The sequence below is a fragment of the Paenibacillus sp. 01T443 genome, assembly GCF_056398325.1.
Genome location: NZ_JBFTPE010000002.1, coordinates 179996 through 196424, shown reverse-complemented (window position 1 = coordinate 196424; position 16429 = coordinate 179996). Strand labels below are relative to the sequence as shown.

The 16429-nt window shown below is 46.5% G+C and carries 14 protein-coding genes and 1 riboswitch; of the genes, 9 read left to right on the top strand and 5 right to left on the bottom strand.

All coding sequences use genetic code 11. The features are described from left to right. Window positions 1–39: 39 nt before the first annotated feature. Window positions 40–207, top strand: a riboswitch (cyclic di-AMP (ydaO/yuaA leader). A 169-nt stretch (window positions 208–376) separates the two neighbouring features. The 7 genes from AC1DLI_RS03470 to AC1DLI_RS03440 all read left to right on the top strand — a co-directional run bounded on the left by AC1DLI_RS03470 (window position 377) and on the right by AC1DLI_RS03440 (window position 9078). Beyond that, window positions 377–781, top strand: coding sequence for a hypothetical protein (locus tag AC1DLI_RS03470; protein WP_477599691.1), 405 nt, complete (start codon window positions 377–379; stop codon window positions 779–781). Window positions 782–904: 123 nt separating this feature from the next. Further along, window positions 905–982 (top strand): K(+)-transporting ATPase subunit F, encoded by a 78-nt coding sequence (gene kdpF / locus AC1DLI_RS03465; protein ID WP_477600063.1) that lies wholly within the window; start codon window positions 905–907, stop codon window positions 980–982. Between the two features lie 16 nt (window positions 983–998). Further along, window positions 999–2678 carry a potassium-transporting ATPase subunit KdpA gene (gene kdpA, locus AC1DLI_RS03460; protein WP_477599689.1) on the top strand — a complete coding sequence of 560 codons (1680 nt, stop codon included), beginning with the start codon at window positions 999–1001 and terminating at the stop codon, window positions 2676–2678. Window positions 2679–2696: 18 nt separating this feature from the next. Beyond that, the gene (kdpB, locus tag AC1DLI_RS03455; protein ID WP_477600061.1) at window positions 2697–4730 is read left to right on the top strand and encodes a potassium-transporting ATPase subunit KdpB; all 2034 of its coding nucleotides are present in this window, start codon (window positions 2697–2699) and stop codon (window positions 4728–4730) included. A 30-nt stretch (window positions 4731–4760) separates the two neighbouring features. Next, a complete protein-coding gene (kdpC, locus tag AC1DLI_RS03450) occupies window positions 4761–5369 on the top strand; it encodes a potassium-transporting ATPase subunit KdpC (protein WP_477599686.1) in 609 nt (202 codons plus the stop codon). Window positions 5370–5441: 72 nt separating this feature from the next. Next, window positions 5442–7760 (top strand): universal stress protein, encoded by a 2319-nt coding sequence (locus AC1DLI_RS03445; RefSeq protein WP_477599684.1) that lies wholly within the window; start codon window positions 5442–5444, stop codon window positions 7758–7760. 379 nt (window positions 7761–8139) lie between these two features. Continuing rightward, a complete protein-coding gene (locus AC1DLI_RS03440) occupies window positions 8140–9078 on the top strand; it encodes a magnesium transporter CorA family protein (RefSeq protein WP_477599682.1) in 939 nt (312 codons plus the stop codon). 54 nt (window positions 9079–9132) lie between these two features. On the opposite strand, the gene corA is transcribed toward AC1DLI_RS03440, so the two are convergent. Further along, window positions 9133–10083, bottom strand: coding sequence for a magnesium/cobalt transporter CorA (corA, locus tag AC1DLI_RS03435; RefSeq protein WP_477599680.1), 951 nt, complete (start codon window positions 10081–10083; stop codon window positions 9133–9135). Between the two features lie 169 nt (window positions 10084–10252). On the opposite strand from corA, the gene AC1DLI_RS03430 reads away from it, so the two are divergent. Continuing rightward, complete coding sequence (locus AC1DLI_RS03430; protein ID WP_477599678.1) at window positions 10253–10741, top strand: DUF2798 domain-containing protein; 489 nt, start codon at window positions 10253–10255, stop codon at window positions 10739–10741. Window positions 10742–10887: 146 nt separating this feature from the next. On the opposite strand, the gene AC1DLI_RS03425 is transcribed toward AC1DLI_RS03430, so the two are convergent. From AC1DLI_RS03425 to AC1DLI_RS03410, 4 genes are all read right to left on the bottom strand, one after another. Next, on the bottom strand, window positions 10888–11967 hold the full coding sequence (locus AC1DLI_RS03425; protein WP_477599676.1) for a Gfo/Idh/MocA family protein: 1080 nt from the start codon (window positions 11965–11967) through the stop codon (window positions 10888–10890). A 33-nt stretch (window positions 11968–12000) separates the two neighbouring features. Beyond that, window positions 12001–12948, bottom strand: coding sequence for an AraC family transcriptional regulator (locus tag AC1DLI_RS03420; protein ID WP_308997007.1), 948 nt, complete (start codon window positions 12946–12948; stop codon window positions 12001–12003). A gap of 39 nt (window positions 12949–12987) precedes the next feature. Continuing rightward, on the bottom strand, window positions 12988–13992 hold the full coding sequence (locus tag AC1DLI_RS03415; RefSeq protein ID WP_477599673.1) for a Gfo/Idh/MocA family protein: 1005 nt from the start codon (window positions 13990–13992) through the stop codon (window positions 12988–12990). Window positions 13993–14142: 150 nt separating this feature from the next. Next, complete coding sequence (locus AC1DLI_RS03410; protein ID WP_477599671.1) at window positions 14143–14994, bottom strand: AraC family transcriptional regulator; 852 nt, start codon at window positions 14992–14994, stop codon at window positions 14143–14145. Between the two features lie 127 nt (window positions 14995–15121). On the opposite strand from AC1DLI_RS03410, the gene AC1DLI_RS03405 reads away from it, so the two are divergent. Beyond that, window positions 15122–16417: a Gfo/Idh/MocA family protein gene (locus AC1DLI_RS03405; RefSeq protein ID WP_477600059.1), complete on the top strand. Its 1296-nt coding sequence runs from the start codon at window positions 15122–15124 to the stop codon at window positions 16415–16417. Window positions 16418–16429: the final 12 nt, after the last annotated feature.

The window sequence follows — 16429 nt, the reverse complement described above, 5'->3', positions numbered from 1 at the left end:
GGTTTTTTGCTGTCCAAAACAGGAGCAGCTGGTAAGAAAGGATCTAAAACGCTGAGTCCTGCAGCAGCAGGAGCGGGGGAACCAACGAGCGTTCGTGTGCAAATACGAATCGTCTCATGGGGTGAATCACTTGGACTTTGCCAAGCGTAGGGCGACTCTCACGCCCGAATCCGACAGCTAACCTCGCAAGCGTACTCGAGAGAGGCAACAACCATCGCGCTACCTGCGGCTTTATTATGCAAAACGAGCTTCGCCGTCAAATGGCGGTATAAGCCGTTTATGCTCGGCTGCGGGTCAAGAAGCTGCGGGGAAAGTTCCTCTTTTCCTAAGGCTTCTTTTTTGTTGCCTTTTTTTCAACATTTGGAGGAGAACCGCTTTGGAAAATGAGCATATTATTGTCGCCGGGCTAAGCGAGTCTGGCAAATCGTTCATAAAAATTTTGGAATTTCACGAGCTTCCTTTCATGGTGCTGACCAACAGCAAGCAAGAGGAGAAGCTGCTTCGGAGACAGGGAATAGCTAATGTGCTCTATGTGGATACTAATGATAGGAAAAGCTGGGATGTACCGGATTTTTATATCCGTGAGGTTTTCATATTTGAGAGCAGTTTCACGCTAAGCTGTCGTTTTGTGCAGTGCTGTAGGGCATGGACGTCAAAGTCCATTTACGTGATTACGCAGTCATGGAATCCGCGGGCCATTTACAAAGGTCTTGGAGCAGATCATATCGTTTATTCAAAAAACGGCGAGGTAGGTTTTTTATTAAACAAATGCAGGAAATGATGCAGGAGGAATTCCTATGGTAGATGTGTATATGGTTATTGTCTTAATAGCATGCTTTGGTTTGTTTTACGGTTTTTTGACTTGGTGCGGCAATGTCATTGAGCAATCGGGAGGCGATAACGGATGATTATTGTGACCATTCTGGGGTTGTTCGTCTTCGTCTATTTGATCTATGCCTTAATTAATCCGGAAAAATTTTAGCCCAGGAGGAGTTACGATGGATATTTTACAGATGCTGGTAGTCATTGCAGTTCTCGTCCTGCTTGTCAAGCCGCTAGGTACGTACGTCTACCATGTATTTTCGAATGAACAGAATCGTTTGGACAAAGTTTACGGAGGCACGGAACGGTTCATTTACAAGCTTATCGGCTTAAAACACCGTGAGGGAATGAGCTGGAAGGTATACGCGCTAAGCTTTATTGCGACAAATATCGTTTTGGTAGCGTTCAGCTATCTGATTCTGCGGTTGCAAAACGCGCTGCCGTTCAATCCGAACGCGATGGGCAGTATGGAGCCAACGCTTGCCTTCAATACCGTTATCAGCTTTATGACGAATACAAACCTGCAGCATTATAGCGGGGAAAGTGCCTTATCTTATTTCTCGCAAATGGCCGTCATCATGATGATGATGTTCACCTCCGCGGCGACGGGCTTCTCGGCAGCTATCGCATTTGTTCGCGGAATAACGAGCAAAGGCAAAACGATCGGTAATTTCTTTGAGGATTTCGTTAAGGCGCATACGAGAATATTTCTTCCTATTTCCTTCATTATTACACTTGTGCTTGTAGTGCTTCAGGTGCCGCAAACGCTCGATCCGACGTTAACGGTCAAGACGCTGGAAGGCGCAATGCAGCAAATTGCGATCGGGCCTGTAGCTTCACTGGAATCGATCAAGCATTTGGGAACGAACGGCGGCGGATTTTTTGGCGTCAACTCGGCCCATCCGTTTGAGAATCCGAATCCACTCACTAACGTAATTGAAATTTTATGCATGTGGGCACTGCCTGCTGCATTACCTTACACGTTCGGGCTATTCGCTAAGAATAAAAAGCAAGGCTGGGTTATTTTCTCAGCGATGATGTGCTTGTTCCTCGTCTTCCTGAGCGTTGCCTATACATCGGAGAAAGTCGGAAGCCCGGCGATGAACGCTCTTGGCATCGACGCTTCGCAAGGCAGCATGGAAGGCAAGGAGGTTCGCTTCGGTATCGCGCAATCCGCGCTGTTCACGACGGTGACTGCGGCCGCAACGACCGGCACCGTAAACAATATGCATGATACGCTTACTCCGCTTGGCGGTTTAGTACCGCTCGCGGAAATGATGCTCAATGTTGTTTTCGGCGGCAAAGGCGTCGGGCTTATCAATATGCTTATGTATGCGATATTGGCTGTATTTATATGCGGGCTAATGGTCGGCAGGACGCCGGAGTTTCTTGGGCGCAAAATCGAACCGCGTGAAATGAAGCTGATTGCGATAGCCATATTGGCTCATCCTTTCATTATATTAGTGCCGACTGCGATCGCCTTCATGAGCGATCTCGGAACCGTCGCGATAACAAATCCAGGGTTCCACGGCATCAGTCAGGTGCTCTACGAATATACGTCATCGGCAGCGAACAATGGTTCCGGCTTTGAAGGATTGGGCGATAATACGCCATTCTGGAATATTAGCACCGGGCTCGTCATGCTGTTCGGCAGATATATTTCCATGATCGCAATGCTGGCCGTTGCGGGTTCGCTTGTACGCAAACAGCCGGTGCCAGAGACGCTTGGCACGTTCCGTACGGATAATGCGCTGTATACGGGCTTACTAATTGGTACGGTTCTTTTGATTGGCGCTTTAACTTTCTTACCGGTTATCGTTCTTGGACCGGTTGCAGAATATTTGACACTCCGTTAACGGATGAGGTGAACGATGATGAGTAGAAACGAGAAAAATAAAACGTTGTCATCCGCTGCGTTGAAGCGCGCGATAATGGACAGCTTTGTTAAATTAAACCCGGTTACCATGATGAAAAATCCCGTCATGTTCGTCGTCGAGGTCGGCACGGTCATCGTGCTGCTGATGGCGTTATTCCCGAATTATTTTGACTCGCAAGACCGCATTGGCTTTAATATAACAGTATTTTTTATCCTATTGTTTACGGTATTGTTCGCGAACTTCGCGGAAGCGATAGCGGAAGGCCGTGGCAAAGCGCAGGCTGATTCACTTAAGAAGTCGAAGCAGGAAATGTCGGCTAATAAGCTTATAGGCAGCTCGATTACCGTTATTTCATCAACGGAGCTTCGCAAGGGCGATATCGTTGTCGTGTCCCAAGGCGAAATGATTCCAGGTGACGGAGAGGTAATCGAAGGTTTGGCCTCCGTGGATGAGTCGGCCATTACAGGCGAGTCAGCCCCGGTTATTAAGGAAGCCGGCGGCGATTTCAGCTCCGTAACAGGCGGAACGAGAGTCGTGAGCGACCGGATTACAGTGAGGATGACGAGCGAGCCCGGACAATCGTTTATTGACCGGATGATCGCATTAGTAGAAGGCGCGAAGCGGCAAAAAACGCCGAATGAAATTGCGCTTAATACGCTCCTGACCAGTTTGACGATTATTTTCTTAATCGTAGTCGTGACATTGGCTCCAATTGCTAATTATCTCGATATTGAACTAGAGATTCCGGTGTTGATCGCATTGCTCGTTTGCCTTATTCCAACGACAATCGGCGGTTTGTTATCGGCAATAGGCATTGCGGGCATGGACCGGGTTACGAAGTTCAATGTGCTTGCAATGTCGGGTAAAGCGGTTGAGGCGGCCGGTGACATTAATACGATGATTTTGGATAAAACGGGTACAATCACCTTCGGTAACCGGATGGCAAGCGAGCTCGTTCCGGTTGGAGGAAACAACATCAATCAGCTGTCGGAATGGGCAGCTATCAGCTCGATAAAGGACGAGACGCCCGAAGGCCGGTCTGTGCTCGAGTGGATGAAGAAGCAAGGCAAGAGCTTTGATGCAACGTTAGCGGACGGCGGTGAGTTCGTAGAGTTCAAGGCGGAGACGCGGATGAGCGGCATCGACCTGAAGGATGGCCGACACGTACGTAAGGGAGCGGTCGATGCGGTTAAGAAATGGGTAGCCGCACAAGGCGGGGAAATTCCGTCCGATCTAGAGCAGGTATCGAACACGATTTCGAAATTAGGCGGAACGCCGCTTGCCGTGGCTGTAGATAATAAAATGTTTGGCGTTATTTATTTGAAGGATACCGTTAAACCGGGGATGAAGGAACGGTTCGATACGCTGCGCGAAATGGGTATCAAAACGATCATGTGTACGGGAGATAATCCGTTAACGGCTGCGACGATTGCTAAGGAAGCGGGCGTTGATGATTTCATAGCGGAGAGTAAGCCTGAAGACAAAATCGCAGTCATTCGCCGCGAGCAGGCGGAAGGCAAGATGGTCGCCATGACCGGCGACGGTACGAATGATGCTCCTGCCCTTGCACAAGCGGATGTCGGTCTTGCCATGAACAGCGGTACGATCGCGGCTAAGGAAGCAGCGAATATGGTCGATTTGGACTCCGACCCTTCCAAAATCATTGAAGTCGTAGCCATCGGTAAGCAATTGCTTATGACGAGAGGCGCCTTGACAACATTCAGTATCGCCAACGATATTGCCAAATATTTTGCGATCATTCCGGCTATGTTCATGCTCGCTATTCCGGAGATGGGCGCGCTTAATATTATGAATCTGGGCTCTCCATTGTCAGCTGTGCTGTCGGCGCTTATTTTCAATGCGATTATTATTCCACTGCTTATTCCGCTAGCGGTTAGAGGCGTGAAGTACACACCGATGAGCGGGGCTCGTCTGCTCAGCCGTAACGTATTTATCTACGGGCTCGGCGGCGTCATTGTTCCTTTTGTCGGCATCAAGCTGATTGACTTGATCGTACACATTTGGATATAAATTCATTATTAATGAAAGAAGGCATAAAATATGGACAGTCAAGCAAAATCAGGCTCTGGTAACGGTTTATCTATCCTTTCGGTTTCCATACGCATCAGCATCGTGTTCATGATCATTTGCGGCATTCTATATCCGTTAGCAAGTACGGGAGCAGCGCAGCTGCTCTTCCCGCATCAGGCAAACGGAAGCTTGCTGAAGAACAGCAGCGGTGAGGTGACGGGTTCCGAGCTCATCGGGCAAAGCTTCACGAATCCAAGCTTCTTCCAAGGCCGCGTGTCGAGTATAGATCATAATGCAGCTGGTTCAGGTTCTAATAACTTTGCGCCTTCCAACCCGGCTTTGATTGAGCGGACGAAAGCATCGATTGAAGAGTGGAAAGCGAACAATCCGGAGGTTCCGATCGATCAGGTCCCAATCGCGCTAATCACGAATTCGGGCTCCGGCCTTGATCCGCACATTACGCCGAAATCAGCGTTGGTTCAAATACCACGAATCAGCAAGCTGATCGGACTTTCGCCTGATGAACTCGAGACGCTCGTTAAGGTGCATACCGAAGGCCGCGATTTGGGAGTATTCGGCGAGGAAAGGGTCAATGTGCTTAAGCTGAATCTTGCGTTAACCGCAAAGCTGGGCAATTAACTTTATCGCTGCTTGCATGCCCGCCCGTCGCGATGACGGGTGGGCTTTAAGCATTTAGGAGGAGAAGCCGCCGTGGTTCCATTTCGCAGAAAAACACCGGAAGAACTGTTGCTTTCCATCTCCAAGCTTCATAGGGGAAGGCTGAAAATAATAATAGGCGCCGTTAGCGGTTCGGGGAAAACGTATCACATGCTGAAGGAAGGAGCGCAGCTGAAGCGGGATGGGATCGATGTTGTTATATGCGCCGTTTCGACGCTGCAAAGGCCGGAAACTGTTGAACAGGTCGGACAGCTTGAGAGAATTGCGAGCATCCATTGGCGGAAGGACGGCCAAGAGCAGAAGGATTTGAATCTGGAAGCACTTATTGAACGTAATCCGGAGGTTGTACTGGTTGACAGTCTCGCTCATCGCAATCGTACGGAGGCGAAATTTGGAACACGCTTGGAGGATGTTCTCTTTCTATTAGAGAAAGGGATAAGCGTCATCACGACGATTAACGTATACGAGCTCGAAGGAGCAGATGAGACAGCTTTAAAATGGACGGGCATAAGGGCAGGGTGCACGGTGCCGGCCAATACGCTCGAGCTGGCGGATGAGGTCCGCCTTATCGATGTATCTCCGGAGACGATGCTGAAACGGTTTAAGGATGGCATTCTTGGCGATCAGCCTGATCCGGCCATATCGATGCGAGGGAATTTGGCGGTGCTGCGCGAGCTGTCGCTCCGGCTCGTTGCCGAGGGAGTGAACGACTCGCTTGAGAAGCACCGTGAAGAGCTGGGGCTTACTGGGCCTTCGGGAGCATCGGAACGAATTCTGGTTACAGCGCAATATCATTGGAACGGATCGTTATATGTGCGCCGAGGTCAGCAAATCGCAAGAAGGCTGAATGGGGATATCGTTGTCGTTTCCTTCGTGAATCCGAAGAAGATCCTATCTAAGGAAGAGCAAGCCTTCCGAACATCTATAAAGAAGCTTACCAAGAAGGTGGAAGGGAAATTCGAGGAGCTTCCGCTGGTTAGACGCCGAAACCTGCCTGCCGCACTTGTCCGGTATGCGGAGGAGCACCACGTGACGCGAATTGTAATGGGCCACTCCAAGCAGAGCAGGTGGCAGCAGCTGTGGCAGGGATCAATTGTCGACGGTGTACTGCGCAAGCTTAATCAAGTGGACTTGTCTCTGATGGCGGATCGGGCAGAGCATGAGGGCGAACGAATTATGCCGATCAAGCAGAGAAGAGGTTCCGAGAAGGAGCTGTTTCGCAGATTCAGCCCGGAGGAGCGGGAGAGGCAAATCGAAACCATTCGAAGAGGAACATTCCATATTTATATCGGCGCTGCTCCTGGAGTAGGGAAGACGTATACCATGCTTTCGGAAGCGAACGCGCTGCTTCGCAAGGGCATCGATATCGTGATTGGTTTACTTGAGACGCATGGACGGCATGAAACGCAGAGGCAGATTGGGGACCTGCCGACCATCGAGCAGCAAACGATCGATTACCGTGGGACGAAGCTGAAGGAAATGGATGTCGATGCGATCATTCGCCGTAATCCGGACGTTGTGCTTGTTGATGAGCTTGCCCATACTAACGTGCCGGGAAGCTTGCGGAAAAAACGTTACGAGGATGTTATCCATTTGCTCGAAAAGGGCATTTCGGTTATATCAACGATGAATGTGCAGCATATCGAAAGCTTGAACGACGCGGTTAAGCAAATAACCGGCGTTACCGTAAGAGAAACAGTGCCGGACGCCATAATACGCATGGCTAATCAAGTCGAGCTTATTGATGTAACACCGCAAATGCTGCAGCAGCGTATGCGCGAAGGCAAAATATACGCGATGGCAAAGGTGGACCAGGCGCTGGGCGCTTTCTTTACGACAGGTAATTTAATAGCGCTGCGAGAGCTCGCTTTGCGGGAAATTGCCGATGACGTTGATGAACGGCTGGAGTCATGGGATCGCAACCATTCATTACGTGGGCCGCTGCGAAGGCGGGAGGTTATTTTCGTAGGTGTTGATATACGCTCGAACGCTGAACGGCTTATCCGCCGCGGCTTCCGGCTAGCCTATCGGCTAAAGGCTGAATGGCATGTTCATTACGTGCAAGACGGCTCTCCGTGGACGGAAGAGATGACGGCCAAGAAAGATGCTCTAGTGCATTTAACAGAACGGCTGGGGGGAGTCTTCGAGATGTCGAAAGCAGAAAGCAGAGCGCACATCGCCGCTACCCTTCTTACGGCAGCCAATCGCTCGAAAGCGACGCAGATTATTATCGGACAGTCTGATCGGACGTTTTGGCAGTCCTTGCGGTGGGGGAATGTGGTGCACCAGCTGCTGCAAACGGGCCGTCATATGGATGTGCTTATTGTAGCGAATCGCGTCTCTGATAAGTAATGCAAAGAAGCTCTCCCATTATTGTTTGTTGATGGGAGAGCTTCTTTTACTTTTATCACGCTTCAGTATCCGATTCAATCCAAACCTGGCATCACACTTGAATTTCCGAAATGAAGGGCTCAAGCGCGTAATTTTTTAATATAGCATGACAATTTCATTAAATCGGCGTATTATAATGAACGTGCTTAACCATATTGAAAAAAAGGAGTTGAGTTCTTTAATGGGTAGTCGAAGTTGCAACGAACCCGAGCCAAGTTCGCAACATGAGGAAGTCATTAACAAACCAATACTCAGAAGATTGATTGCCAAATTGAATATCAACTCTTTTGTATGGCAGGGGCATTTCTGGCTTCCTCACTAATCTGAGGAGGTTATATCAATGTTGAAAATTTATCATACTGACGAGCAAGGAATACTCAAAGAAATTAATGAGATTACTTCTGGGTGCTGGATAAATCTAGTGTCTCCAACTGAACAAGAAATGAATCAAGTAGCTGATAAAGCACAAATTCCTTTGGATTTTATCAAAGACCCTTTAGATGAAGAAGAACGGTCAAGGATTGAAAATGACGATAATAATGTTCTAATTATTGTAAATGTTCCATTGGTTTTGAAAGATGAAAAGGGGATTCCCATTTATGATACAATTCCATTAGGAATGATTATTGCCAATGATTGCTTTATTACGGTTTGCTTAAAAGACAATCCCATTTTCCACGTTTTTGCACAAAATAAAGTGAAAAAATTTTACACGTATAAAAAAACAAGGTTTTCATTTCAAATTCTATATTTAATAGCGACTTCTTATCTCAAATATTTAAAACAAATTATTAAAATGACAGACGAAATTGAGATGAAATTACATCAGTCGATGAAAAATAAAGAACTTTTTTCATTATTAAATATGGAAAAGAGTTTGGTCTATTTTACAACCTCTTTAAAATCAAATAATATTGTTATGCAAAAAATGCTGAAAAGCAAATATATGAAAATGTATGAGGATGACCAAGAATTATTGGAAGATGTAATCGTAGAAAACCAACAAGCAATTGAAATGTCTGAAACCCATACAACGATATTGAGTGGTATGATGGACGCTTTTGCATCTGTCATTTCCAATAACTTAAATATCGTAATGAAGTTCTTGACATCCATTACTATTATTTTATCTTTGCCAACCATGGTGGCGAGTTTTTATGGTATGAACGTCCAAATTCCATTTCAAGATTACCCTTTCGCATTTTTTATCGCAATGATCATTTCCGTTATATTATCAAGTATCACAGCAATTATATTCTGGAAGAAGAGGTTCTTCTAAAAGTTTGAAAAAGCCGATGTTTTCTACACAGGACATCGGCTTTTAAGCATTATTCTATTTAAACCAACCCTTTCGCCATAGCCAGAATAACATGATAGACCCAACTCCTAACAAAACCACTAATACTCCATAATAGCCCCATCTCCAAGTAAGTTCTGGCATATACTCAAAATTCATTCCATAAATGCTCGCAATAAAGGTTAAGGGAATAAAAATGGATGTCATAACGGTTAGTGTCTTCATAATTTTGTTCATTCTGTTTGAATTTATTGAAATGTAGCTATCCCGCATATCTGCCGTCATTTCTCGATCGGACTCAATCATTTCGGAAAGCTTCAGCAAATGGTCGTAAATATCGGTAAAGTAAACCAATTGCTCTTTAATTCCATCAATTTTTTCCGAATTAATTACGCGGTAAAGAAGCTCCCTCATAGGTAAAACGGTTTTTCGTAGTTTGAGCAAATCAGAGCGGATATCGAAAATTGCATCCATTAATTTTTCAACGCTTTCGTTAATATCATTGCTTTCAATTTCATTTAATTGGTCTTCTATTTGATACAAAGTCGGAAAATAGTTGTCAACCAATTTGTCCATAATGGTGTAAGCAACATAAATATGATCTTTTTCGGATAAACATTTATGTTCAATAAAGCGGCTCCAGGCTTCATCGACCTCAATGCTATCGAGTAAATGGAATGAAACCACGAAGTTTTTGCCGATAAACAAATCAATTTCTTCGGCTTGCAAAGTTTTTTGATTAATGGCGTGGAGTACAAAAAAGTGGTCATCATCATAATGGTCTAATTTTGGACGTTGTAAAAAGTGGAGACAATCTTCAATAGCTAAGTGATGAAAGTGGAAATGGGTTTTTAATAATTTTGTTTCTTCTTCCGTAGGAGAATTGAAATCAACCCAAAACCACGTAATGTTTGAATCAGTAAGGTCGGTTATATGAATATTTGTAATCACTTTCAAGTCGTTGGTTACAGCTATTGTTCGAAGCAAAATTGCACCATCCTCATGTAAAAAATCTAATTAAGGATATTATTCCATTAGAATTTGTGATTTATTATTGTTGGGAAACTCGTCATCAAAATGTTCACAGACTGTTCACTTATGTGGAGCTTTCCATTAACTCTATAATAACAAGGGTAAATAGAAAGGATGATGGAAATTGCCAACAACGAAGAAAGAAAATTTTTATTTTGGATTGATGATGTGCAGCGGGATGGTCGTATTCATGACAGTTTATAATTTATTTACAAATGGCTTGATTGGCACGGTACCCTTGAAAGGAATACTTATTCAGCTTATTCTGGGCTTTATTACTGCTTTCTTGTTGGAATCATTTATTGTCGGTCCAGTGGCTAAGAAAATTGCTTTATCATTACCATATGATAAGTCTAAGAAGTTATTTGTGATTCTAGCCATCTCATTTTTTATGGTGATTGGAATGGTTCTCTGTTTGTCTCTTTTTGGATTGGGAACTGCTTATCTTTCTAACAGCCTGGTAGGAGAACCATTGCTTGGGAGTTACCTTTCGATCGTTTTCAAAAATTTTATTTTTGCTTTTCCGTTGCAACTCCTAATTGTGGGACCGCTTGTTCGGTTTTTATTTGTTAAATTCGTTAAAGAAAAAAGCATGACGGAATCTTTCAGTTAAATGATACTGAGCTAGGCTGCCGATATTAGTAACGTGTAAAATAGATGAAAAAAAAAGCCAGCGGCAGTCCAGGACATGATTATCACGTCCAAGCTGTCGCTGCCTTTATTTTGTTGTCGATCTAAAGCTATTTAAGCTTTTATTTCTTATAGATATACGGCTTTGCCGGTTTTGGAGGACTCATAAATCGCTTCTAAAATTTGCGATACAACGAAAGCTTGCTCAGGCGTAACGACAGGATCGGTGTCCTCATCGATCGCTTTCAGCCACATTCTCATTTCGAGATCAGCATCGCTCTCTGTTTTACCGTCGAAGAAAGCAACGCCGCCAGCCTTCAAATCGATCTCTGTCGTGTACAAACGGCTTTGATTCTCGCCATTGATGCGAAGGCCATTCTTCATATCCGCTCCGCCTTCTGTACCAGACAACGTACATTTCGCTTCGTCAACCTCAAGCGTATTGAGCGCCCAGCTGGATTCTAGCACGATTGTAGCGCCGTTCTCCATAACGATCATACCGAATGCGGAATCCTCAACCGTGAATTTCGCAGGATCCCAAGGGCCCCATGCGTTTGCCGCGTTCTCACGCTGCGAAAGCTTGTGATAGGAAGTACCAAGAACGACTTTTGGCTTGTAGTTGTCAAGCATCCAAAGCGTCAAATCAAGCGCGTGAGTACCGATATCGATAAGCGGTCCGCCGCCTTGTTTCTCCTCATCGAGGAACACGCCCCAAGTAGGTACGGCGCGGCGACGAATCGCATGCGCTTTCGCATAATAAATGTCTCCAAGCTCGCCTGCTGCGCAAAGCTTCTTCAAATGCTGGCTGTCTGGACGGAAGCGGTTGTTGTAACCAACGGTAAGCTTCTTGCCGCTGCGGCGAGCCGCATCAACCATACGCTGCGCGTCGTGAGCGGTTTTGGCCATCGGCTTTTCACTCATAACATGCTTGCCGGCTTCAAGCGCCGCAATGGAGATATCGGCATGCGAGTCGTTTGGCGTACAGACATGAACGATTTCAATGGCAGGGTCAGTCAAAAGCTCTTTGTAATCGGTGTATACTTTTGCGCCTTCAGCGCCGTACAAGCCGGCAGCTTCAATAGCGCGGTGCTCGACGATATCGCAAAATGCGACGATTTCAACGTTACCCAGTTTCTTCAGGCTTGGCAAATGCTTGCCGTTTGCAATTCCGCCGCAGCCGATAATAGCAAGTTTATATACTTTAGACATGTTAAATAGCCTCCTAATAGTTATAAAATATGGTTATTGCAATTGGGTTTGACGAGCGCTCCTACGGTATTCGGAGGGCGTGACACCAAATTTTTTGCGAAAGACTGCATGCAGATAGTTACCGCCGGCAAAGCCTGCGAGCTTCGCGATCTGTTCGACGGATTGCTCGCTTTCCAGCAGCTCCCGGCATACGACTGCTAATCGAATATCTTCGAGTATGCGGCTGAAGGTATGCCCGTGATGAAGCTCCTTAAATAACCGCTGAATATGCCGCGAGCTGAGGTTAAGCTTGTCTGCTACGTCCTCAAGCGTGATGCTGCCGTCATAGTTCGCGTAAATATACTCCAAGGCAAGCCGGTAACGGTATGCCTTCATATCACGCGTTGGAAACTGTTTTTGTTCGTTTGCCGTATCGTAAGCGCGTACGGCCCGCAGGAGAATCTGTATAACGGTTTGCTTGATGGTGGTATAACTGCCGACAAAATTATCGCTGCATGCCTGATAAGCTTCCAGGAAACGGGGCATCGCTTGATGCAGATCCGTCGTAGGATAGAGAGGAAGCGAGCGCAGCTTCTCGATGCAATCATGCGCTTCGGCAGCTTCCCAATCGTCGTAAGAATAAGGATCGCTGCCGTTATTCTCGGCATTTCGGTCGATAATATCGACATGAAGACAGAGCTCATCCATTGCTTCAAAGGCATCCGCTTCTTGATAATGCATAATTTCAGGTCCGGTTAAATAAAACATGCCGGGCTTCAGCGCATATTCCTGGTCGACAATAATGACCTTTCCTTTGCCCTGCGGAATGAAATGAAATTCATACTCGGCATGCTTGTGGAAGCCTATGACTCTTCCGGGAGGAAATTGCGTTAAATGGAAGCGCAGCACATGGATGTCGTATTGTCCCCACCTGATGCAGAGCTCCAGGCGCTCAAGCGCATCCTGGCGCTCATGCATCATTTCGTAAGGAAAGTTAGGCATGCTGATTCCTCCTCGGAGTCATCCATTTTCCGTTTGCTCTTACTTGATTAGCTCATCAATCCGAACAGCGCGGTGCTCGCGGGCGGATTGATTTGAAGCTTCCATCAATTTTGTTAAATCGATGGCAAGGCTTACATTCTCATCGGCTGAAGTGTCGTTTTCAATATGCTGCACCCATTGGTGAAAAGCGCTCTCCCTTGCCGGCGGGATGACTTGTTCTGTCCACTTTTCAGACGAGCCGGCTCCTGAACCGGTAGTGCGAAGCAACAGTTGGTTCTCAGGAGTGCCGTACAGCAGCGATCCTTCTGTGCCATGTACCTCCAGCGTAAACGGTGAATGGTTATTAACGAAGCCGGCCTCTACGATTCCGATCGCGCCGGAATCCGAGGTCAAGACCGCAACCGCGTTATCTTCCACTTGTTTGCCGGTGACATAACCGAAATGAGCGGATACCTCTTTAGGCATTTCGTTCATAAACAGTCTGGTCAAATACATCGGATGGCAACCCAAATCGATTAATGCGCCGCCGAGGCATTCCTCTAAGCTGTAGAAATGCTCAGGCAGCCAATTGGCAGTTGCTCCGTTATGTGACAGACGAGCACGTACCAGCGTTATTTTCCCAAGCACGCCTTGTGATAAAATATCACGAATCGCAAGCGTATAGCCATCGTTTAAACGCGGCAGTGATACGGTTAATTTTACATTATTTTTGGTGACTTCATCCAGTATTATGTTTAATTCCTTCAGGGTAGCAGCAATGACCTTCTCGGTAAAAATATGCTTGCCCGCTTTAGCAGCGGCGACGATTACCTCTTGGTGCCTTGCCGTTGGAGCATCAACGATAACAGCGTCAATATCATCGCGGCTCAGCATTTCGTTCAGATCTTCATAGAACGTAACGCCCAGCTTCTCTGCTGCAGCCTGTCCGCGCTGTGCAATTTCATCCCATACCGCTACGATTTCCGTACCTGGATGCTCCTGAGCTTGCTTTGTATAATCCCATGCGTGCACGTGCCAATAACTGATTTTACCAATTCGAATCATCGGTTCATCTCTCCCTGGGCATCTATTAGTTGATTCTAATTTCATGTATAAATTTATGACAACAAATATAATTTAACATAGTTCCACACTCATTTTTAGTGTAATTTAATGACTACATATGTGTGAAATTACGACATGACTATGTTGCGATCATTTATACTGCTTGCGATAGCCGCGCGGTGAATCCCGAGTGATTTTTTTGAATGTTTTCCCGAAATGGGAAAAGTTATCGAAGCCGACCGCGGCCGCAATCTCCGTAATGCTGCTATCGGATTCTCGAAGCAGACGCTGCGCTTCTTTGATGCGCGTGAGAATGACGTAGTCGGAAAAAGTAAACCCGGTTATGTCCTTGAACATGCGGCTTAAATAGTAGGGACTAATGAAAAAATGCTCGGCAAGCCCGCCTAGACGAAGCGGTTCTGCGAAATGAGCGTTAATATAGCGGATCACCTCGGAGATTTTGGCATGCATCGGCGTTGCATGATGAAGCGGGGCCGGATCATGCTGCTCGATATATCTAGCTCCGCTTAGCAGCAGACCAGTTAAGGCGTAAGCCGGAAAAAGCTCATAGCCTGCAGGCTTCTCTTTCATCTCCGAAACCATGCGCCTCATTAGCTGCTCGAGCGCAAGCGGCTCCTGCCTTGGCAGACGAATAATATGGAATTGCTGCTTGAATGGGGTTAACAGCAGTTCTGTATGCTTTCCCGCCAAGCTGAGAAGTTTCGCATCATTAAAATGAAAGATAAGCCTTTCATGCGAGCCGCTGCCGGCCTGCATCGTTTTGTGAAGCTCATGCTTGTGTATGAAGACGAGATCGCCTTGCTCAATCGAATAGGAACGATCCTTGATAAAATAGATCCGCTGTCCTGACAGCATATAGTAGATTTCATAATAGTCATGGTAATGGTCATTTTCCATCGTAAAGGGCACAGAACGTTTCGTATATTCCACAAATAGCTCAGGTGTGGAGCCGAAGCTGTATAATTCCAGTTCGTTAATCATTTTATGCGAGCTCCTTACACATACCGCAAGAAAAGCGGTGTTATATGAAAATAAAGCATGATATGCAGAGAATTATAGCACTCTCATGCGGTAATATGAAAGTAAGCAATTTTAGGGAGGAATGATGATAATGACAAAAAAACGATACGTGCTGGTAGGCAGCGGCGGGAGAGCCGAATTTTTTTACGGTGCGCTTGCAACCGATTTCAGAGAGACATCCGAGCTGCTGGCTTTTTGTGATATCAACCAAACGAGAATGGACTATGCGAACCGCATTTTAGTGGGTAAATATAAATATGAGGCAGTAAGAACGTACAAATCAAATGAGTTCGACAGGATGATCGAGCAGGAGAAGCCGGATGCGGTTATCGTTACGAGCATGGACCGTACGCATCACACATACATTATTCGTGCGCTGGAGCTCGGTTGTGATGTCGTGACGGAGAAGCCGATGACGGTTGACGAGAATAAATGCCAAGACATTTTGGACGCGGTGGAACGGACTGGCCGCAATGTGCGGGTAACGTTCAACTACCGGTATGCGCCGCATCATACGAAGGCTAGAGAGCTTATCGCGAACGGCGCGATTGGCAAAGTGACCTCCGTTCACTTCGAGTGGCTGCTGAATACGCAGCATGGCGCAGACTACTTCCGCAGATGGCATCGCAATAAACAAAACAGCGGCGGCTTGCTTGTGCATAAATCGACGCATCACTTCGATCTCGTTAACTTCTGGATCGGGTCGCAGCCGGAATCCGTATTTGCTTTTGGCGATTTGCTGTTCTACGGCCGTGAAAATGCGGAGCAGCGCGGGGAAACGCAATTCTATGAGCGCGCGACAGGAAATCCGATTGCCGAGAACGATCCTTTTGCGCTACACTTGGATAAAAATGACCATTTGAAAGCGATGTATTTGGATGCGGAACACGAGGACGGCTATCGCCGCGATCAGAGCGTATTCGGTGACGGCATTAATATCGAAGACACGATGGGTGTGCTTGTCCGTTACAAAAACAACGCCATTCTGACGTATTCGTTAAACGCTTACTTGCCTTGGGAAGGCTACCGTATTGCGTTTAATGGAACGAAGGGGCGCCTTGAGATGAATATCGTCGAGCAATCGTACGTCAATTCAGGCGGCAAGAAAGCAGATGAAGGCGCTTTGAAGGAGAAGATGATTAAGGTGTTCCCGATGTTTGGTGCTCCTTACGAGGTTGAGGTGGAGGAAGGCGTAGGCGGCCACGGCGGAGGCGATCCTGTATTGCTGAACGACTTATTCGGAACGCCGGTGGAGGATCCTTTCAATCGAGCAGCTAATCATATTGACGGAGCCAGGTCGATTCTAACGGGCATTGCCGCTAACCGTTCCATTCAAACGGGGCTGGCCGTTCAGATCGACGACCTTGTGAAATTCCACAAATAGTGTTCAGGGGGA